An 18,898-nucleotide genomic window follows, 5' to 3' on the forward strand; every position below is an offset into this window, starting at 1 on the left:
ATCAAAAGATCGCAGCCTGCGGCAGCGCCTACACGGGGTTGCGCAGGTCACTTAGAAATCCGTCTGCCCACAACCAAAACAATGGCAACAGGAGCATCCATCATGAGTTCATCGAACGCCGGGCCAAGCGCCGGGCAACTGGAAACCCGTGGCATCGAACCGGTCCCGGAAAGCGAGTGCAACGGTCATCCGCTGCAACTGTTCTGGGTCTGGTTCGCCGCCAACATCTCCATCCTCGGCTTGCCCCTGGGTGCCACGCTGGTGGCGTTTCGCGGCCTGGCGATCTGGCAGGCAATCATCGTCGCGATTCTCGGCGCCGCTGGTTCTTTCGCGGTGGTGGGGATCATTTCCATTGCCGGCCGTCGTGGCCGCGCACCAAGCCTGACTTTGTCCCGCGCGATCTTCGGTGTACGCGGCAATATCGGCCCGACCGTGGTTTCGCTGATGTCGCGCCTGGGTTGGGAAACCGTCAACACCACCACCGCCGCCTTCGTGCTGTTGTCGTTGTGCTCGATCCTGTTCGGTTCGCCGGTGGAAGCGAAAAGCGCACCGGTGCTGACGCTGATCTTCATTGCGATCTTCGTGCTGCTGACGCTTTCGGTATCGGGCCTCGGCCACGCCACCTTGCTGGTGATCCAGAAGTGGGCGACCTACGTGTTCGGCGCGTTGAACATTCTGGTCGGCGGTTTCCTCTGCGCCACCATCGACTGGAGCGCGGTGTTCAACGCCACGCCGGCACCGCTGAGCGCGATGATCATCGGCGTCGGCACCATGGCCGCAGGCACCGGGATCGGTTGGGCCAACGCTGGCGCGGACATGTCGCGTTATCAGCACAAAAGCGTCAAAGCCGTGCGCCTGGTGGCCTCGGCCGCATTCGGTGCGGGGATCCCGCTGGTGCTGCTGATCACCCTCGGCGGCTTGCTGTCGGTGGGCAACAACGACCTAGCCCAAGCCACAGACCCGATCATCGCGATCCGCGACATGCTGCCGACCTGGATGGCCGTGCCGTACCTGATTACCGCGTTCGGCGGCTTGCTGCTGTCGAACAACCTGTCGGTGTACTCCGCCGGTTTGACCACGCTGACCCTCGGCCTCAAGGTCCCGCGCGTCTACGCAGTGGTGGTGGACATCGTGGCGATCTTCGCCGGTTCGATCTACTTCATGCTGATCGCCGACAGCTTCTACGGCCCGTTCATCACCTTCATTTCCCTGCTGGCGGTGCCGATCACCGCGTGGGTCGGGATCTTCGTCGTGGACCTGATCCATCGTCATTACTACAGCCCCAAAGACCTGCTGGACGTCAGCCCGAGCAGTGCCTATTGGTATCGCGGCGGTATCGAATGGCGTGCCTTCGGTGCCTGGGCGATTGCGATTGTGCTGGGTTTCAGCTTCACCACCATCGGCACCACGGCCGAAAACATCTGGTTCCGCGGCTTCCTCTCCGATTCGTGGCTGGGCCATAACGGCCTCGGCTGGATCGTGACCTTCCTGGTCGCCGGCGGCATTTATTTCGTACTCGGCGGGGCCAAGGATCGTCGCGCTGCACTGACTGAGAACGCTCATGCCTAAGTTGTTGCACACCGGCCAGGTCATCATCGACCTGGTCATGGCCGTGGATAAACTGCCCCAGGCCGGCGGCGATGTGTTGGCGCAATCCGCCAGTTTCGAAGCCGGCGGTGGCTTCAACGTGATGGCCGCGGCCCAGCGCAATGGTTTGCCGGTGGTTTACCTCGGCCGGCATGGCACCGGACGTTTCGGTGACCTGGCGCGGGAAGCGATGAAGGCGGAAGGCATTCAGATTGGCATCGCCGACAAAGCCGAGCGCGATACCGGGTTATGCGTCGCGGTGACCGACGCCTCGGCCGAACGCAGTTTCATTTCCTACATCGGCGCTGAAGGCGACGTATCCACCGAGGACCTGGCGAGCGTGCCGGCGGAGGCGGGGGACTATGTCTATGTCAGCGGTTACAGCTTGCTGCACGTTGGCAAGGCTCGGGCGTTGGTGGATTGGGTGTTGGGATTACCGAAAGGCATCAACGTGATTTTCGATCCGGGGCCGTTGGTGGAATCGCCGGATGAACCGTTGATGAATGCGTTGCTGCCACGCATCGATGTGTGGACCAGCAACAGCGTCGAGGCGCTGCGGTTTACCGGGGCAGCGGACATTGCTGAGGCGCTGGATCGGTTGGTCGATCATCTGCCGGCCGATGTGTTGATGGTGGTGCGCGATGGGCCGCAAGGGTGCTGGATTCGTCAGCGCGGTGACTGCCAGCACGTGCCTGGGTTCAAGGTCGACGCGGTAGACAGCAACGGCGCCGGGGATGCCCATGCCGGGGTGTTTGTGGCCGGGTTGGCTCGAGGGTTGTCGGCGCTCGAGGCGGCGCGAAGGGCGAATGCGGCGGCGGCTTTGGCGGTGACGCGGTGGGGGCCGGCGACTTCGCCTGGGTCGGCTGAGGTGGATGCGTTGGTCCGCGAGCATTCGGGCGACTGATCGGTCGCCTTTGCGGGCAAGCCCCGTTCCTACAGAGACGGCGGTAGGCTATTTGCTATCCCGTCTCAAAATTTGCACAATGCGCGCCCCAGGAAGGGGAAGTGTCTGACAGCCTGTCAGGCCAGTTTCGTACACTCATGGAGAGAGTCCCCCGTTTGCAAAGCCTCCCCCCGAATCCTCCCGGCAAGCCATGCATGGCCCGCCGCGTTTCTTTATGGAAGAGAAAGAATGAATTTCCGGATGATGATTGCCGCGACACTGGTCGCGACCTCGGCACTGTTGGCCGGTTGTGGCGACAAGCCTGACGCGACGGCCGCTGCGCAGCCAAAGCAAAGCGCCGCAGAACAGCAGCAAATCGAGAAGTACAACCTGTATGTCGATGTGGCCAACAGCCTGACGACGTCGTTCCAGGAAGCCCAGGACAACTACCTGAACCAACAGATGCCGCTGTTAAAGGGTAAAGAAGCGCCCACCTCGATGCGCATCGAGAATGACATCCTGGTTGATCGCTCGGCGACGAAGCTGGATGCCGCCGCTGCCATCGACAGCCCGATTGTTGAAATCGATGCCGCCGCCAAGGACTTTTCCGCAGCGTTGAAGACGTTGTCACCGTTGAGCCACGAGCTGAACAACTACGCCGACTCCAAAGGCTACCTGGCCGACAATGGCGCCAAGGCGCGTGAGTTGAGCAAGGATTACCTGGCGGCGCTGACCCTGGTCGCGCAGAAAGAACAGGCGTTCTACAAAGGGTTGAGTGATCGTGATCAGGCGCTGACCAAGGAAGCGTTCGACAAGGCACCCAAGGACACCGCGGCTTACTATCGCGCGGGGCTGATTTACTACGGCAAGCTGAACAATGCCGATGCCAACGTCTTGTTTGCTGCACCCAATGATCCGGCAGCGCTGGACGCTTTCGAAAAGTCCCTGGCACAAGTGGCGGATGCCGCGACAGGCTGGAACAAGAAAGTCACCGAACAGTCTGCCAAGTCCGGCAAGAGCTGCAACGGCGGCATGTTGGAGATCAACGATTTTCTGGGCCAGTCCCGTTCGATGATCAAAGACGTCAAGGACGGCGTTTTCAAGCGTGAAGAAACCGGTGTCATGGCGCGCATGAGCAGTTCGAACATCGCCAACTCGGCCAAACGCTATAACAGCAAATACTCGAACGTGATCAATCGGTTCAATTACCCGATGTGCTGAGTGCTGACTTTTAAAATATCTGGCGTCTGATCAGACGCCATCGCGGGCAAGCCTCGCGCCTACAGGGGGATGTCGTACACCTGTAGGCGCGAGGCTGGCCCGCGAAGGGGCCATCAAATCCAACTCAAATCCCCAGCGTCAACCGGCCTTACGCAACGCCTCAATCAACTCCTGCTTGCGCATCCCTGACCGCCCCGGAATCTTCTTCGCCCGGGCTTCTTTCATCAAACTGTCGACGGTCTGGGTATCGCGCGAAGCCTTGCTGTTGCGCGCATGACCTTCACGGCTGGCCACCGCCCGCCGGGATGATTCCTTGCGGTCCTCGGACTTGGCGCTCGCCGGTTTCTTGCGCCCCGAGCCAGCGGCCCGTTCGCCGCCACCCGACTGCTTGTTCACCGTCGCCCAGGCCCGGGCTTCGGCTTCGTCTTTGGAAATGCCTTTTTGTTCGTAGCTGTCTTCGATGTGCTCGGCCTTGCGCTTTTGCTCGGCGGTGTATTTGTCTTTGCTTCCACGAGGCATGGGATTTCTCCTGGCTTCAGTGTTGTGAAGATCGCAGCAATTCACAGTGCCGCAGGCGCTGCCAAAGGCTGCGATCTTTGATCTTCAGGCGTTAAACATCCAGCTTGCGCGCCGCCTCGACCCCAGCGGCACTGAGCTTGATCGGCAGGTTCAGCGAGTGCTCGCCCGCCTCGTTACAGGTCACATGACCATGGTGGATCAGTCCGCGTTCCTGCAAGGTGGCGAGGGTGCTGGCCACGACTTTCTCCCCCCGGTAATTGTCCAGGACCTCCTTGCCCAAACCACTTGGATGGGCGTGCAACAGGCGGGTCAGGACTTCTTTTTCCAGGTTTTTATCGACGTTCATGGTTACCTCTTTCATGGATGTGGATAGGGTGTTGCGTCGCTCGCGTCGGCGAACTATTGACCGGTACCTTCGGAGCCCGAACCACCGGTGGTGGTTTTCGAGCCCGTGCCGGGGCCGGCGTTATCGGGTGTCTGGGCGTCCGGCGTGCTCGTCCCGCCCTGACGACCGGTGTCGTTGCCCTTGAGGCGCGGATCGGTGCCCGTGGACGGCGGCAGACTGCTGTCGATCCCCGAGCCATCGGTGTTCATGCCAGGGGCACTCTGGATGGCGGGGGCTTTGGGTTTCTCCACCGGGTCGGTGGGGCCGGTACCGGTGGCAGTGGTGGCGGCGAAGGCCGTAGAGGACAGCAGGGCAGCGAGAGCGAGAGCGGTCAGCCGGGACATGATCATGGTGTCGTCTCCAGATTATTAGAGTCCTTACCTGATGTTGGTCCGCCTTCGGTTGGGTTGGTGCCTGATGAACGACGAACGGTTCAGGCTGACGACAGCGCCAGGGTCAGTTGGAAGACGACCGGCAAACACCGATTTCTTCCTTGAACAACTCCATGAAACCCTTCAAACGCTGATGGCGAATCTGCGCCAGGTGCTGGCCCGTGACGGTCTGGAAGCCGTCCGCCAGGTGCAGCAGCTTGGTCTGGAAATGGTCGAGGCAAAAGCGCTTGTCGTCGTAGTCCCGTGCTTTGGCTTCCGGGTCCTGCGGGTCGTACAACGCACTGCCCATGCGCCCGGCGATGTAGAAGGTTCGCGCCACGCCGAGCATGCCGAGGGAATCGAGCCGGTCAGCGTCTTGCATGATTTTCGCTTCGAGGGTGGTCGGGGTGATGTTGGCGGAAAAGCTGTGAGCCTCGATGGCGTGGGTGGCGGCGGTGATTTTTGCGCCGGGCCAGTCCAGTGTCGTCAGCAGCGTCGCCGCTTTATCCGCTGCCAGCCTTGAGGCCTGGGAGCGCAACGGCGAGTTCTTCTCCACCGCCACGCAATCATGCAACAGCACCGCTGCCAACAACACGTCCAGATCACCGCCTTCTTGTGCGTGAAGCGTGCGCACGTTGTGCCAGACGCGCTGCAAGTGCGACAGGTCGTGGGCGCCGTCCTCCGAGGGTTCCAGCGCGTGGGGCAGGAGTGTCTCGGCGAGGGTTTGCAGGGGGGCGAAAGCGGTGGCGGTCATAAACATCCTTTTATGGGTCAAATCACCATTGTGGCGAGGGAGCTTGCTCCCGCTGGGCTGCGCAGCAGCCCCAATCTCAGGCGCCACGGTATTTCAGTTAGAACGGGGTTGCCAGTTTTACGACTGCTTCGCAGTCGGACGGGAGCAAGCTCCCTCGCCACAGATCGATTGCCGCCTTAGTATGGCGTTTTCCACTTCTGACAAGGCACGTCCATGACGATCGAGATCCGCCCGGCGACCCCCAGCGATGCACCGCAAATCCTCGCGTTCATCACTGAGCTGGCCGACTACGAACGTGCCCGTCACGAAGTCATCGCCAGCGTTGCCGACATCGAGCGCAGCCTGTTCAGCGAAGGCGCCACCGCCCACGGCCTGATCTGCCTGCGCGACGGTCTGGCGATCGGCTTCGCGGTGTTCTTCTTCAGCTATTCCACCTGGCTCGGCAGCAACTGCCTGTACCTCGAAGACCTCTACATCACCCCCGAACAACGCGGCGGCGGCGCCGGCAAAACCTTGCTGCGCCACCTGGCCAAAATCGCCTGCGCCAATGATTGCGGGCGTTTCGAATGGAGCGTGCTGGACTGGAACAAACCCGCCATCGAGTTCTACAAATCCCTCGGCGCGCAGCCACAGGAAGAGTGGGTGCGTTATCGGATGGATGGGGCGGTGTTGCGGGAGTTTGCCGAGGGGCGTTGAGGGCTGATGGCAATCTGCTGCTGAACCGGTTGTCGACATCGCTCTAGTCCGGCACTCTGTGCGCCTTTTGCGCGCTCACGGACGATATATGCCATGCAAACAGGCTTCCGCTGAGTTCCCCCTAAGTTCATGTACATCCCCCACCCGCCGTGTGGGCGGTGATGGGGATAAGTACGCGTTTTTGTTTGATTTGTTTAAAGGGATTTATATGGCAAGGCTTTTAGCCGTTTTGATGTTCTGTGTGTTGTGTTCATCGTGCATGCACTTGGACGTGCCGGCCGCGCGGATCGAATTTACCTCACTTGAATATGATTCAGGTTCTTATTATTTGCGATTCAGGTCCGACCGGGATCTGGTCAACTTGTACGACGCGCACGGCATCAGCGCGCAAGTCGGTACCTGGGTGAACTGTTCCCTGGATGGAGACACTGATTTTTCCATCCTGCATCACATTCAATTGTCGGCGAATGGCCCGGTGGATGAGGTGCGGATCGTTGAGGGTGATCGTCGTTATGAATTCAAGGCCTGGTTTAGATTTGAAGAGGATGAAGACGAGGGAAGTAGTTCTCGTCCCATTCGCAAAGAAGTGCTGTTGTCATTGTTGAAAAAGCAGGAATACATCCCCTGCATGGCGCGCATCACGGCCTTTTTGTATAAGGCGTATTACTCCAAGGTTATGTACATTCCGACTTCGCGGATTATTGCCGAAGTCGAGAAAGAAATAACGGCGCCAGAATATGTCATCTTGCCGCCGGAGGATCGGCAGTTGTCCTGGTTGCTGTTCGAACCGATCTGCATTAATGAAACGCGCTACTACGCGGGCACCATCATCGTTCATGGAGGGGTATGCAGTGGTTTGCCCTACAGCGGACTGTTGAGTTCATTTGCGCCGCTTACAGGTCAGTTCCAGATTGTCGATAGCAAAACCAAACAGCCGAGAGCCAATGTCAGCTACTTCATAAGACGTGCTGACGGGCGGGAGGAGGAAGGGTTGAGCGACGCGCAAGGCAAAACGCACATCTTTGGGGCCAATGAGCATGAATCCTTCAAGCTTTTCGTGTCCGGTGACGATGTCGAAGGTATTGGGATATAGCGTTTGTTGATTCCCATAATATGGGACGATAAATTACATATTGAGATTTTACCGCTAGGAGGTCTATAGTCCAGCTCACTCACTGCCAATAAACAAAACAGGTGAAGCGATGCTGGCGCAATTGATCGCGCTCGATTGGGGGACAACCTCATTACGTGCTTACAAACTCGCCGCGGGTGGCCAGGTGCTGGAACAGCGTTCGCTGTCGTCCGGGATCATGCAGCTGCCGCGCACGCCGCGAATCATCAACGGCCAGGAATGCACCGACGGTTTTGAACTGGCCTTCGATGACGCCTGCGGTGACTGGCTCGACGCGCAACCCGATTTACCGGTGATTGCCTGCGGTATGGTCGGCAGCGCCCAGGGCTGGCGAGAAGCGTCCTACCAGGACACGCCGGCCAACGTCGCCAATCTCGGAAACTCCCTACAAACCGTTCGCAGTCTTCGCGGTGTCGATGTGCACATCGTGCCGGGTGTGATTCAACGTTCGCATCTACCGAACGTGATGCGTGGCGAAGAAACCCAAGTGCTTGGCGTGTTACAGAACCTGCCGAGCGGGGCGAGCGGCGATCTGTTGATCGGCTTGCCGGGCAGTCATTCGAAATGGGTGGAAGTGGCCGACGGCTGCATCGTTCATTTCGACACCTTCATGACCGGCGAAGTCTTCGCCGTGCTCAGCGAACACAGCATTCTCGGGCGCACCCAACAGCAGGGCACATCGTTCGATGGCCAGGCGTTTGATCGCGGTGTGCAAGTGGCGTTGTCGGCGGACGGCGAGATCGGGCCGTTGTCGACCTTGTTTAGCGCTCGCAGCCTCGGGCTGACCGGCGAACTCAGCGCCACCGCGCAACCGGACTATTTGTCCGGCCTGTTGATCGGGCATGAGCTATCGGCTTTGGCCAACGTTCAGCGCCGCCGTCGTAACAGCGTGCATCTGCCCTCGATCATCCTCATCGGTAATACCCAACTCTGCGCCCGCTACAGCCGGGCCCTCGATGCCTGCGGCTTTGCCAAAGTGACCCTGGCCGAACAGGCCACCGAGCGCGGGTTGTGGCAACTGGCGGTTGCCGCCGGACTGATCAAACACCATCCATCCCGTTAAACCTGACTGGAGGTCTGACATGCTCAAGCAAGCCCTGGCGCAAAACGGCCTGATCGCGATCCTGCGCGGCCTGCGTCCAACAGAGGCTGCGGCCATCGGCGAAGTCCTGTACAGCGCCGGATTTCGCGTCATTGAAGTGCCGCTCAATTCCCCCGAGCCGTACGAAAGTATCCGCATCCTGCGCAGTACCTTGCCTGCCGATTGCCTGATCGGCGCGGGCACGGTGCTGACACCGGAACAGGTCGAGCAGGTGAAAGCGGCGGGCGGGCAGGTGATCGTCATGCCCCACAGCGATCCCAAGGTGTTGCGCGCGGCGAAGACGGCGGGGTTGTTCCTGTCGCCGGGCGTGGCGACGCCGACCGAAGCCTTTGCCGCATTGGCCGAAGGCGCAGATGTGCTGAAGATGTTTCCCGCCGAGCAGATGGGCCCAGCCGTAGTGAAAGCCTGGCTCGCGGTGTTGCCGGCCGGGACCATTCTGGCGCCGGTCGGTGGCATCACGCCGGACAACATGCAGGTGTTTATCGACGCGGGCGTCAAAGGTTTCGGCCTGGGTTCCGGGTTGTTCAAACCGGGCATGACGCCCGAGCAAGTGGCGGCCAATGCCAAGGCTTACGTCACTGCCTGGAAAGCCCTGAGCTAAGACTTTTTGGCGCTGTGAGCGCTGCATCTAACAAGAGAGACAACAAGATGAAAATCACCAAACTCACCACCTTCATCGTGCCGCCGCGCTGGTGCTTCCTCAAGATCGAAACCGACGAAGGCGTGACCGGCTGGGGCGAACCCGTGGTCGAAGGCCGCGCCCACACCGTCGCCGCAGCCGTTGAAGAATTGTCCGACTACCTGATCGGCAAAGACCCACGCAACATCGAAGACATCTGGACCGTGCTCTATCGCGGCGGCTTCTACCGGGGCGGCGCGATTCACATGAGCGCACTGGCCGGTATCGATCAGGCGTTGTGGGACATCAAGGGCAAGGCGCTGGGCGTGTCGGTCAGCGATTTGCTCGGTGGCCAGGTGCGGGACAAGATTCGCGTGTATTCGTGGATCGGTGGCGACCGCCCGGCGGACACCGCGCGCGCGGCGAAAGAAGCGGTCGAGCGTGGTTTCACTGCGGTGAAAATGAACGGCACCGAAGAGCTGCAATTCCTCGATTCCTTCGAGAAAGTCGACCTGGCCCTGGCCAACGTCGCTGCCGTGCGTGACGCGGTCGGGCCGAACGTTGGCATCGGTGTCGACTTCCATGGCCGGGTGCACAAACCCATGGCCAAGGTGCTGATGAAGGAACTCGACCCGTACAAACTGATGTTTATCGAAGAACCGGTGCTCAGCGAAAACTACGAAGCGCTGAAGGAACTGGCGCCGCTGACCAGCACGCCGATTGCCCTCGGCGAACGCTTGTTTTCGCGCTGGGATTTCAAGCGCGTGCTCAGCGAAGGCTACGTCGACATCATCCAGCCCGATGCTTCCCACGCTGGCGGCATCACCGAAACCCGCAAGATCGCCAACATGGCCGAAGCCTACGACGTGGCGCTGGCGCTGCACTGCCCGCTGGGCCCGATTGCCCTGGCGGCGTGCCTGCAACTGGACGCGGTTTGCTACAACGCGTTCATCCAGGAACAGAGCCTGGGCATTCACTACAACGAGAGCAACGACCTGCTGGATTACGTCAAGGATCCGCGGGTGTTTGATTACGACAAAGGCTTCGTGAAGATTCCGAATGGCCCGGGCCTGGGCATCGAGATCAACGAGGAATATGTGATCGAACGTGCGGCGGTCGGGCATCGCTGGCGCAACCCGATCTGGCGCCATGCCGATGGCAGTTTCGCCGAGTGGTGATACCCACGCGGTGATCGTTCCCACGCTCCGCGTCGATCGTTCCCACGCTGAGCGTGGGAACGATCACAACTTACGCCCTCAATAAACATAAGAAGAGGCATCCCTCATGCAACCGCAAACCCTCACCGGGCAGGCGTCGTTGGTGACGCCCAGCCGTAAGCGTTTTTTCATCATGGTGCTGCTGTTTATCACCGTGGTGATCAACTACCTCGACCGCAGCAACCTCTCCATCGCCGCCCCGGCGCTGACCAGTGAACTGGGGATCGACCCGATCCACGTCGGCCTGATTTTCTCCGCGTTCGGCTGGACCTACGCGGCCATGCAGATCCCCGGCTGCTGGCTGGTGGATCGTGTCCCGCCGCGAATTCTATACAGCGTCGCATTGCTGTTGTGGTCGATCGCCACGGTGATGCTCGGTTTCGCCGCCAGCTTCATCGCGCTGTTCGTGCTGCGCATGGCGGTCGGTGCGCTGGAAGCCCCGGCGTATCCGATCAACAGCCGCGTGGTCACCACATGGTTCCCCGAGCGTGAGCGCGCCACGGCCATCGGTTTCTACACCTCCGGGCAGTTTGTCGGGCTGGCGTTTCTCACGCCGGTACTGGCCTGGTTGCAGCATGAGTTTGGCTGGCACATGGTGTTCGTCAGCACCGGTGTGGTGGGCATTATCTGGGCGGTGATCTGGTACGCGGTGTATCGCGAGCCGCGAGATTTCAAGGGCGCCAACGAGGCGGAAATCGACTTGATCCGCGAGGGCGGCGGGTTGGTGGATATCCAGGCGGACACCGCCAAGGCCAAGGCGAAATTCAGCTGGACCGACCTCGGCATTGTCCTGAGTAAACGCAAACTGTGGGGCATTTACCTCGGCCAGTTCTGCCTCAATTCTACGCTGTGGTTCTTCCTGACCTGGTTCCCGACTTACCTGGTGAAATATCGCGGCATGGACTTCATCAAGTCCGGCTTGCTTGCATCGTTGCCGTTTCTCGCGGCGTTCGTCGGTGTGTTGTGTTCCGGGTTCTTCTCCGACTTTTTGATTCGTCGCGGCTACACCGTCGGTTTCGCCCGCAAGCTGCCGATCATTGGTGGTCTGCTGATTTCCACTTCGATCATCGGCGCCAACTTCGTCGAATCGACGCCGCTGGTGATTGCCTTCCTCGCGTTGGCGTTCTTCGGTAACGGGCTCGCCTCGATTACCTGGTCGCTGGTTTCAACGCTGGCCCCGGCGCGGTTGCTCGGATTGACCGGCGGGGTGTTCAATTTCATCGGCAACCTGTCGGCGATTACCACACCGATCGTCATCGGTTTCCTCGCCACCGGCGATTCGTTTGCCCCGGCGATTACCTACATCGCGGTGCTCGCGCTGATCGGTGCACTGTCCTACGTGCTGCTGGTGGGCAAGGTCGAGCGTATCGAGTTGTAGTCCCGGCCGTCGGGCGACCATAATGCCGCCCGTTCCCTCGCTCAACGGTAAAGGCTGGATATGCAGGAAGACGCCCCAAAAATCGCCAAGGACGCCGCGCCGACCGGCACCCAGACACTGCTTCGTGGTTTGGGTGTGGTTCAGGCCGTGGCCAGTGGCGCCCGCGATCTCAAGGAAATCGCCCGGCTGATCGGTACGACGCGCAGCACGACGCATCGTCTGGCCAGTTGCCTGGTGGACGAGCGTTACCTGCGTGTGGTGCCGCAAGTCGGCTATTTGCTGGGGCCGAAGCTGATCGAACTGGGTTTCCAGGCGCGGGAAGAGTTGCCGCTGGTGACGTTGGCCGGGCCGTATCTGGATGAGTTGTCGGCGTTGACCGGCGACACCATTCACCTGGCGATTCGTGAGGGCGACGAGGTGCTGTACTTGCACAAGAATCCGGGGCGCAATGGCCCGGAAATGCGTTCGCGGGTCGGCCATCGCATGCCATTGGCGCGCACCGGGATCGGCAAGGCGCTGATGCTCGATGACACCCAGCAAGACTGGAAGCGGCTGTACGAAGTGAGCCTGCCGGCGGGTGGGAAAAATCAGTTCTGGCCGCAGCACCCGGAGCAGTCCTGGGAGCAGTTTCAGCAGCGCATGGTGGAATATGTGGCGGGAGGGTACGCGTTCGATCTGGAGGACAACGAACCGTCGATCCGTTGTGTCGCGGCACCGATTCGGGATGCCAGCAAGCGCATCGTTGCCGGGATCAGCATCGCCAGCACCGTGCCGTACATGCCGCTGGAAAAAATGGCCGAGCTGATTCCCCTGATCAAAGGGGTCACGGCCCGGCTCTCTGCCGAACTCGGCGCTAAGGTCTGATCAGACCTTCAGCGTCGACATGTCGATCACGAAGCGGTACTTCACGTCACCGGCAATCATGCGGGTGAACGCTTCGTTGATCTGATGGATGTTGAGCATTTCGATGTCGCAGGTGATGTTGTGCTCGGCGCAGAAATCCAGCACTTCCTGGGTTTCGGCAACGCCACCGATCAGCGAACCGGCCAGCACGCGGCGGCTCATCACCAGTTTGCCGGCGTGGACCGGTGGATCAACCGGTTCGATCAAACCCACCAGGATATGCACGCCGTCGAAGCGCAGGGTGTCGAGGTAGGGGTTGAGGTCGTGCTGCACCGGAATGGTGTCCAGCAGGAAGTCGAAATGACCGGCGGCGGCCTTCATCTGTTCGGCATCGGTGGACACGATCACGTGGTCCGCGCCCTGGCGTCGGGCTTCTTCAGCCTTGCTCGCCGAGCGGGTGAACAACGTCACTTCGGCGCCCATGGCCTTGGCGAACTTGATGCCCATGTGGCCGAGACCGCCCATGCCGAGGATCCCGACCTTGTCGCCGGCCTTCACGCCGTAGTGCTTGAGCGGCGAGTAGGTGGTGATGCCGGCGCAGAGGATCGGCGCGGCGCTGGCCAGGTCGAGTTTTTCCGGGATGCGCACCACGAAATGTTCGCTGACCACGATGCTGTCGGAGTAACCGCCCATGGTGTTGCTGCCATCGACCCGGTCCGGGGTGGCGTAAGTCATGGTCGGACCTTCGAGGCAATATTGCTCAAGGTTGGCCTGACAGGCTTCGCAGCTGCGGCAGGAGTCGACCATGCAGCCAACACCGACCAGATCGCCGATTTTGTGCTTGGTGACGTTCGTGCCGATGGCGGTGACTTTGCCGACGATCTCGTGGCCGGGCATCAGCGGGTAAACGGCGATGCCCCACTCGTTGCGGGCCTGGTGGATGTCGGAATGGCAGACGCCGCAGTACAAAATGTCGATCGCAACGTCGTCGGCCCGAGGGCTGCGGCGTTCGAATTTCACGGGGGCGAGGGGAGTGGTGGCCGACTGGGCGGCGTATCCGATAGCGGTGTACATAAGGAACCTCGCAAAAGCAGTGACAGGTGAGGTGGGCCATTCTGGGCACTGAACCGGGTGTCGGCCATGGCGATTCCTCCGGGTGTCATGCCTAATCCTCCGGCATGTGCCGTGGATTGGTCGCATTGGCCACCAGACCTGCGATGATGCTTTCATCCCGATTTCCGTGAAGTTTTCCCCATGTTGTTGACTCGTCATTTAGATGCCAATGCCACGCTGGTTTCACTGCTCCAGCCGCTGACCACCCGCGACGGTTTCGCCCCCACGGCGTTGCCGGGTGTGCAGGTGTTGCGCGCCAGTTGCGATGTGGCCCGTGGTCCGCAAATCTACGAGCCGAGCCTGGTGATCATCGTCCAGGGCAGCAAACTGGCGTACCTGGGGCCGCGAACCCTGGAATATGGCGCCGGGCATTATCTGATTCAGGCGTTGCCGGTGCCGTTCGAGTGCGAGACGTTTGCCGCGCCGGAGGGGCCGATGCTGGGGATTTCCATCGCCATCGACCGGATCTTGCTTGGTGAATTGGTGTTGGCCATGGGGCTGGTGTCGGGGCGCAGTATTGCGGCGCAGACGCTGGAGTCCATGACCTCGACAGTGCTCGACGACGGCATGCGCGGTTGCGTGGAGCGGCTGTTGCGCTGCCTGCACGATCCGCTGGAATGCCAGATCATGGGCCAGGCGCGGGTGCGTGAATTATTGTTCGTAGCCTTGCGCGGTCCCCAGGCCGATGTGTTGCGGGCGTTGGTGGAACAGCAAGGGCAGTTCGCGCGGATTGCGGCGTCGCTTAATCATCTGCACGGGCATTTCACCGAGCCTTTGAATGTGGAGACCCTGGCCGGTTGCGCGAACATGAGTGCGTCGACCTTTCATGAGCATTTCAAGCGCAGCACGTTGTTGTCGCCGGTGCAGTATCTGAAGCGTTTGCGATTGCTCAAGGCGCAGCAATTGTTGCTGGGGGAAGGCTTGGGCGTGGCGCAGGTGGCGCATCGGGTGGGGTATCAGAGCACGTCGCAGTTCAGTCGCGAGTACAAGCGCTACTTTGAGCGTAATCCGGGGGATGAGCGGGCGGCGTGAGCGAAGGCGTCCTTGAAAATTACGCCCACTCCAACTTTCACCGGGCAACAAAAAGGCCCCCGTTTCGGGAGCCTTGATGTTCAGGCGTTCGGCTTACATGTTCGGGTAAGTCGGGCCGCCGGAGCCTTCCGGCGCCACCCAGGTGATGTTCTGTGTAGGGTCCTTGATGTCGCAGGTCTTGCAGTGAACACAGTTCTGGGCGTTGATCTGGAAGCGCTTCTCGCCGTCTTCCTTGGTCACCACTTCGTACACGCCCGCCGGGCAGTAGCGCTGGGCAGGCTCATCGTACAAAGGCAGGTTCTTGCTGATCGGGATGCTCGGGTCGGTCAGCTTCAGGTGGCAAGGTTGTTCTTCTTCGTGGTTGGTACCGGAGATGAACACCGAGCTGAGTTTGTCGAAGCTGATTTTGCCGTCGGGTTTCGGGTAGTCGATCTTCTTGCAGTCCGCCGCGAGCTTCAGGCACGCGTAATCCGGCTTGGTGTCGTGCAAGGTGAACGGCAGTTTGCCGCCGAAGATGTTCTGGTCGAGCCAGTTGAAACCACCGCCAACGATCGCACCGAACTTGTGGATCGCCGGGCCGAAGTTGCGGCTGGCGAACAGTTCGTCGTAGAGCCAGCTCTTCTTGAAGGCGTCGACGTAAGTGGTCAGCTCTTCGGTGCCATCCTTCTCGGCGAACAACGCCTCGGCCACTGACTCAGCAGCGAGCATGCCGGACTTCATCGCGGTGTGGCTGCCTTTGATTTTGGCGAAGTTCAGGGTGCCGAGGTCGCAACCGATCAGCGCGCCGCCCTTGAACACCATCTTCGGCAGCGAGTTCAGGCCACCCTTGCAGATCGCGCGGGCGCCATAGCTGATGCGCTTGCCGCCTTCCAGGTACTGCTTGAGCACCGGGTGATGCTTGAGGCGCTGGAACTCGTCGAACGGCGACAGGTAAGTGTTGCTATAGGACAGATCGACGATCAGACCGACGACCACCTGGTTGTTTTCCAGGTGATAAAGGAAGGAGCCACCGGTGTTCTCGGAACCCATGATGTCCAGCGGCCAGCCGGCGGTGTGGACCACCAGGCCTGGCTGATGCTTGGCCGGGTCGATTTCCCAGATTTCTTTCAGGCCGATGCCGTAGTGCTGGGCGTCGGCATCGCTGTCGAGGTTGAAGCGCTTGATCAGTTGCTTACCGATGTGGCCACGGCAACCTTCGGCGAACAGCGTGTACTTGCCACGCAACTCCATGCCGGGGGTGTACAGGCCTTCTTTCGGGTTGCCTTCGCGGTCAACGCCCAGATCACCGGTGATGATCCCGCGCACTACGCCGTTTTCGTCGAACAGCGCTTCCTGAGCGGCGAAGCCCGGGTAGATTTCCACGCCCAGGTTCTCGGCCTGCTGGGCGAGCCAGCGGCACAGGTTGCCCAAGGAGATGATGTAGTTGCCTTCGTTGTGCATGGTCTTGGGCACAAAGAGATCGGGAATCTTCTGCGCGCTTTCAGCGTTCTTGAGAACGAAGATGTCATCGCGGGTGACCGGCGTGTTCAGCGGGGCGCCGAGTTCTTTCCAGTCCGGGAACAATTCGTTCAGGGCGCGTGGTTCGAACACGGCACCAGACAGGATGTGAGCACCGACTTCGGAGCCTTTTTCGACCACGCAGACGCTGATTTCCTTACCGGCTTCGGCGGCCTTCTGCTTCAAGCGGCAGGCGGCGGAAAGACCAGCGGGGCCGGCACCGACGATGACCACGTCGAATTCCATGTATTCGCGTTCCACAGGTTATCTCCTACTCAAGGCTCAACAGTTTTTTTTCTAATATTGGAGGTTTGGTGTCGCATCCATGAATTCCGGCGCAATGCCGGAAGAGGACAATCGATGAACCACCTTTCTCTCTGGGTGGCGCATTATATCTACACCACTCCTAGCGTCCAATACAAACGTTTGTTTGAATTGGCTCTGAGCCAGAGAAATCAAAGTCACGCGGCTTATGACTGGCCATTTTGCCGTATTGACCGGAATAGGTGTTCCGGTCAAGATACGGGCGGTTTTGCGCTCGCCGTAGGCTGACTGTTGGTTTCAAGAGCACCTCTAAAGACAGGGCGATGGCAGTACAAGGTGATGCGCAACGAAGGTTCGGCGCGCAGTTTACACGCCGCGGTAATGAATGACTCATCGGTCACCACTGACGAACGGTCATCAGCAACGCGAGCCGTGTCACCCCGTTCAGATGCCAGCGTTTTTAGAGGTGCCCTTGCGCCCACGAGCATCAACCGCCAGGTTCGCCTAGGCGACTTTCTTTTCACCGGAGAGTAACGAGGAATCCATGAAGGTTCTTGTAGCTGTCAAACGCGTTGTGGATTACAACGTCAAGGTTCGCGTCAAGGCGGACAATTCCGGCGTCGACCTCGCTAACGTGAAGATGTCGATGAACCCGTTCTGCGAAATCGCAGTGGAAGAAGCCGTACGCCTGAAAGAGAAAGGTGTTGCGACTGAAATCGTCGTCGTCTCGATCGGTCCGTCCACCGCTCAAGAGCAACTGCGCACCGCGCTGGCTCTGGGTGCCGACCGCGCCATCCTCGTCGAATCCGCTGAAGATCTGACTTCCCTGGCCGTTGCCAAACTGTTGAAGGCTGTTGTCGACAAGGAACAGCCTCAGCTGGTGATCCTCGGCAAACAAGCCATCGACAGCGACAACAACCAGACTGGCCAGATGCTCGCTGCATTGAGCGGCTACGGTCAGGGCACGTTCGCTTCGAAAGTCGAAGTCACTGGCGACACCGTTGCCGTGACCCGCGAAATCGACGGCGGCGCGCAGACAGTTTCCCTGAAACTGCCGGCCATCGTCACCACCGACCTGCGTTTGAACGAGCCGCGCTACGCGTCCCTGCCAAACATCATGAAAGCCAAGAAGAAGCCTCTCGAAGTGCTGACTCCGGACGCTTTGGGCGTTTCCACCGCCTCCACCAACAAGACCGTGAAAGTCGAAGCGCCGGCTGCACGCAGCGCGGGTATCAAGGTCAAGTCGGTGGCTGAACTGGTCGAGAAACTGAAAAACGAAGCGAAGGTAATCTAAATGACTATCTTGGTTATTGCTGAACACGACAACAAAGTGCTGGCCCCGGCCACGCTGAACACCGTGGCCGCTGCCGTCAAAATCGGCGGTGACATCCACGTTCTGGTTGCCGGTCAAGGCGCTGGCGCCGTGGCTGAAGCCGCTGCGAAAATCGCTGGCGTGGCGAAAGTGCTGGTGGCCGACAACGCCGCCTACGCTCACCAGTTGCCGGAAAACGTTGCGCCGCTGGTTGCAGAGTTGGGCAAGGGCTACAGCCACATCCTGGCTGCCGCCACTTCCAACGGCAAAAACATCCTGCCGCGCGTCGCCGCGTCGCTGGACGTTGACCAGATCTCCGAGATCATCTCGGTTGAAAGCGCTGATACCTTCAAGCGCCCGATCTACGCCGGTAACGCCATCGCGACCGTTCAGTCGAACGCTGCGGTCAAAGTGATCACCGTGCGCGCCACCGGTTTCGACCCGGTTGCCGCTGAAGGTGGTTCGGCGGCTGTTGAAGCGGTTGCGGCGGCCCATGACGCTGGCACTTCGAGCTTCGTTGGCGAAGAACTGGCCAAGTCCGATCGTCCGGAACTGACCGCTGCCAAGATCGTCGTTTCCGGCGGGCGCGGCATGCAGAACGGCGACAACTTCAAACACCTGTACGCCCTGGCTGACAAGCTGGGCGCTGCTGTCGGCGCTTCCCGCGCTGCGGTCGACGCAGGTTTCGTACCCAACGACATGCAGGTCGGTCAGACCGGCAAGATCGTTGCTCCACAGCTGTACATCGCGGTCGGCATCTCCGGCGCGATCCAGCACCTGGCCGGCATGAAAGACTCCAAAGTGATCGTCGCGATCAACAAGGACGAAGAAGCGCCGATCTTCCAGGTGGCCGATTACGGCCTGGTGGCAGACCTGTTCGAAGCAATCCCCGAGTTCGAGAAGCTGGTCTAATCCAGCGACCTGACTTATAAAGAGCCCGACCTTTTGGTCGGGCTTTTTTTTGTTTCGGATT

At 60.1% G+C, this 18,898-nt stretch carries 19 protein-coding genes; 13 read left to right on the plus strand and 6 right to left on the minus strand.

The annotated features are described in order from the left end of the window. The first annotated feature begins 102 nt into the window (after window positions 1-102). From HKK52_RS29295 to HKK52_RS29305, 3 genes are all read left to right on the plus strand, one after another. On the plus strand, window positions 103-1,569 hold the full coding sequence (locus tag HKK52_RS29295) for a purine-cytosine permease family protein (RefSeq protein ID WP_169373634.1): 1,467 nt from the start codon (window positions 103-105) through the stop codon (window positions 1,567-1,569). After that, on the plus strand, window positions 1,562-2,491 hold the full coding sequence (locus HKK52_RS29300) for a PfkB family carbohydrate kinase (RefSeq protein WP_169373635.1): 930 nt from the start codon (window positions 1,562-1,564) through the stop codon (window positions 2,489-2,491). The genes HKK52_RS29295 and HKK52_RS29300 overlap by 8 nt, the downstream gene beginning before the upstream one ends. A 228-nt stretch (window positions 2,492-2,719) precedes the next feature. Beyond that, window positions 2,720-3,691 (plus strand): DUF3829 domain-containing protein, encoded by a 972-nt coding sequence (locus HKK52_RS29305; RefSeq protein ID WP_169373636.1) that lies wholly within the window; start codon window positions 2,720-2,722, stop codon window positions 3,689-3,691. A 138-nt stretch (window positions 3,692-3,829) separates the two neighbouring features. Here the strand turns inward: HKK52_RS29305 and HKK52_RS29310 are convergent, their stop codons facing one another. From HKK52_RS29310 to HKK52_RS29325, 4 genes are all read right to left on the minus strand, one after another. Next, window positions 3,830-4,210 (minus strand): Rho termination factor N-terminal domain-containing protein, encoded by a 381-nt coding sequence (locus HKK52_RS29310; RefSeq protein ID WP_169373637.1) that lies wholly within the window; start codon window positions 4,208-4,210, stop codon window positions 3,830-3,832. 91 nt (window positions 4,211-4,301) lie between these two features. After that, window positions 4,302-4,556, minus strand: coding sequence for a hypothetical protein (locus HKK52_RS29315; RefSeq protein ID WP_169373638.1), 255 nt, complete (start codon window positions 4,554-4,556; stop codon window positions 4,302-4,304). A 53-nt stretch (window positions 4,557-4,609) separates the two neighbouring features. Further along, entirely contained in the window at window positions 4,610-4,945 is a 336-nt protein-coding gene (locus HKK52_RS29320; RefSeq protein ID WP_169373639.1) for a hypothetical protein, read from the minus strand. A 106-nt stretch (window positions 4,946-5,051) separates the two neighbouring features. Next, window positions 5,052-5,720, minus strand: a complete 669-nt coding sequence (locus HKK52_RS29325; RefSeq protein WP_169373640.1) for an HD domain-containing protein — start codon at window positions 5,718-5,720, stop codon at window positions 5,052-5,054. A gap of 213 nt (window positions 5,721-5,933) precedes the next feature. Here HKK52_RS29325 and HKK52_RS29330 point away from each other — a divergent pair, with 213 nt between their 5' ends. From HKK52_RS29330 to HKK52_RS29360, 7 genes are all read left to right on the plus strand, one after another. Then, complete coding sequence (locus HKK52_RS29330; RefSeq protein ID WP_133838361.1) at window positions 5,934-6,416, plus strand: GNAT family N-acetyltransferase; 483 nt, start codon at window positions 5,934-5,936, stop codon at window positions 6,414-6,416. Between the two features lie 88 nt (window positions 6,417-6,504). Continuing rightward, the gene (locus HKK52_RS29335) at window positions 6,505-7,509 is read left to right on the plus strand and encodes a hypothetical protein (protein ID WP_169373641.1); all 1,005 of its coding nucleotides are present in this window, start codon (window positions 6,505-6,507) and stop codon (window positions 7,507-7,509) included. Window positions 7,510-7,618: 109 nt separating this feature from the next. Then, a complete protein-coding gene (locus HKK52_RS29340) occupies window positions 7,619-8,611 on the plus strand; it encodes a 2-dehydro-3-deoxygalactonokinase (protein WP_169373642.1) in 993 nt (330 codons plus the stop codon). A gap of 19 nt (window positions 8,612-8,630) precedes the next feature. Continuing rightward, entirely contained in the window at window positions 8,631-9,251 is a 621-nt protein-coding gene (locus HKK52_RS29345; RefSeq protein WP_169373643.1) for a 2-dehydro-3-deoxy-6-phosphogalactonate aldolase, read from the plus strand. A gap of 47 nt (window positions 9,252-9,298) precedes the next feature. Then, window positions 9,299-10,447, plus strand: a complete 1,149-nt coding sequence (dgoD, locus tag HKK52_RS29350) for a galactonate dehydratase (protein ID WP_090186690.1) — start codon at window positions 9,299-9,301, stop codon at window positions 10,445-10,447. 106 nt (window positions 10,448-10,553) lie between these two features. After that, a complete protein-coding gene (locus HKK52_RS29355; RefSeq protein WP_169373644.1) occupies window positions 10,554-11,864 on the plus strand; it encodes an MFS transporter in 1,311 nt (436 codons plus the stop codon). Window positions 11,865-11,924: 60 nt separating this feature from the next. After that, window positions 11,925-12,728: an IclR family transcriptional regulator gene (locus HKK52_RS29360; RefSeq protein WP_054051831.1), complete on the plus strand. Its 804-nt coding sequence runs from the start codon at window positions 11,925-11,927 to the stop codon at window positions 12,726-12,728. Here HKK52_RS29360 and HKK52_RS29365 read toward each other — a convergent pair whose 3' ends face one another. Beyond that, on the minus strand, window positions 12,729-13,781 hold the full coding sequence (locus HKK52_RS29365; RefSeq protein WP_169373645.1) for an NAD(P)-dependent alcohol dehydrogenase: 1,053 nt from the start codon (window positions 13,779-13,781) through the stop codon (window positions 12,729-12,731). A 180-nt stretch (window positions 13,782-13,961) separates the two neighbouring features. Here HKK52_RS29365 and HKK52_RS29370 point away from each other — a divergent pair, with 180 nt between their 5' ends. Beyond that, complete coding sequence (locus HKK52_RS29370; protein WP_169373646.1) at window positions 13,962-14,852, plus strand: AraC family transcriptional regulator; 891 nt, start codon at window positions 13,962-13,964, stop codon at window positions 14,850-14,852. A gap of 93 nt (window positions 14,853-14,945) precedes the next feature. Here HKK52_RS29370 and HKK52_RS29375 read toward each other — a convergent pair whose 3' ends face one another. Next, complete coding sequence (locus tag HKK52_RS29375; protein WP_169373647.1) at window positions 14,946-16,610, minus strand: electron transfer flavoprotein-ubiquinone oxidoreductase; 1,665 nt, start codon at window positions 16,608-16,610, stop codon at window positions 14,946-14,948. Between the two features lie 547 nt (window positions 16,611-17,157). On the opposite strand from HKK52_RS29375, the gene HKK52_RS29380 reads away from it, so the two are divergent. Both HKK52_RS29380 and HKK52_RS29385 read left to right on the plus strand, forming a co-directional pair. Continuing rightward, window positions 17,158-17,907: an electron transfer flavoprotein subunit beta/FixA family protein gene (locus tag HKK52_RS29380; RefSeq protein WP_123406900.1), complete on the plus strand. Its 750-nt coding sequence runs from the start codon at window positions 17,158-17,160 to the stop codon at window positions 17,905-17,907. Next, entirely contained in the window at window positions 17,908-18,837 is a 930-nt protein-coding gene (locus tag HKK52_RS29385; protein ID WP_169373648.1) for an electron transfer flavoprotein subunit alpha/FixB family protein, read from the plus strand. Window positions 18,838-18,898 lie beyond the last annotated feature (61 nt).

This window comes from Pseudomonas sp. ADAK2, from assembly GCF_012935755.1.
Taxonomy (GTDB): domain Bacteria; phylum Pseudomonadota; class Gammaproteobacteria; order Pseudomonadales; family Pseudomonadaceae; genus Aquipseudomonas.

What these genes read in the sequence shown, in the direction of transcription:
- HKK52_RS29325 (WP_169373640.1), bottom strand. Translation starts at nt 5,720, where the DNA reads ATGACCGCCACCGCTTTCGCCCCCCTGCAAACCCTCGCCGAGACACTC.
- HKK52_RS29295 (WP_169373634.1), top strand. Translation starts at nt 103, where the DNA reads ATGAGTTCATCGAACGCCGGGCCAAGCGCCGGGCAACTGGAAACCCGT.
- HKK52_RS29380 (WP_123406900.1), top strand. Translation starts at nt 17,158, where the DNA reads ATGAAGGTTCTTGTAGCTGTCAAACGCGTTGTGGATTACAACGTCAAG.
- HKK52_RS29305 (WP_169373636.1), top strand. Translation starts at nt 2,720, where the DNA reads ATGAATTTCCGGATGATGATTGCCGCGACACTGGTCGCGACCTCGGCA.
- HKK52_RS29335 (WP_169373641.1), top strand. Translation starts at nt 6,505, where the DNA reads ATGCCATGCAAACAGGCTTCCGCTGAGTTCCCCCTAAGTTCATGTACA.
- HKK52_RS29365 (WP_169373645.1), bottom strand. Translation starts at nt 13,781, where the DNA reads ATGTACACCGCTATCGGATACGCCGCCCAGTCGGCCACCACTCCCCTC.
- HKK52_RS29300 (WP_169373635.1), top strand. Translation starts at nt 1,562, where the DNA reads ATGCCTAAGTTGTTGCACACCGGCCAGGTCATCATCGACCTGGTCATG.
- HKK52_RS29320 (WP_169373639.1), bottom strand. Translation starts at nt 4,945, where the DNA reads ATGATCATGTCCCGGCTGACCGCTCTCGCTCTCGCTGCCCTGCTGTCC.
- HKK52_RS29330 (WP_133838361.1), top strand. Translation starts at nt 5,934, where the DNA reads ATGACGATCGAGATCCGCCCGGCGACCCCCAGCGATGCACCGCAAATC.
- HKK52_RS29360 (WP_054051831.1), top strand. Translation starts at nt 11,925, where the DNA reads ATGCAGGAAGACGCCCCAAAAATCGCCAAGGACGCCGCGCCGACCGGC.
- HKK52_RS29355 (WP_169373644.1), top strand. Translation starts at nt 10,554, where the DNA reads ATGCAACCGCAAACCCTCACCGGGCAGGCGTCGTTGGTGACGCCCAGC.
- HKK52_RS29310 (WP_169373637.1), bottom strand. Translation starts at nt 4,210, where the DNA reads ATGCCTCGTGGAAGCAAAGACAAATACACCGCCGAGCAAAAGCGCAAG.
- HKK52_RS29385 (WP_169373648.1), top strand. Translation starts at nt 17,908, where the DNA reads ATGACTATCTTGGTTATTGCTGAACACGACAACAAAGTGCTGGCCCCG.
- HKK52_RS29315 (WP_169373638.1), bottom strand. Translation starts at nt 4,556, where the DNA reads ATGAACGTCGATAAAAACCTGGAAAAAGAAGTCCTGACCCGCCTGTTG.
- HKK52_RS29340 (WP_169373642.1), top strand. Translation starts at nt 7,619, where the DNA reads ATGCTGGCGCAATTGATCGCGCTCGATTGGGGGACAACCTCATTACGT.
- dgoD (WP_090186690.1), top strand. Translation starts at nt 9,299, where the DNA reads ATGAAAATCACCAAACTCACCACCTTCATCGTGCCGCCGCGCTGGTGC.
- HKK52_RS29345 (WP_169373643.1), top strand. Translation starts at nt 8,631, where the DNA reads ATGCTCAAGCAAGCCCTGGCGCAAAACGGCCTGATCGCGATCCTGCGC.
- HKK52_RS29370 (WP_169373646.1), top strand. Translation starts at nt 13,962, where the DNA reads ATGTTGTTGACTCGTCATTTAGATGCCAATGCCACGCTGGTTTCACTG.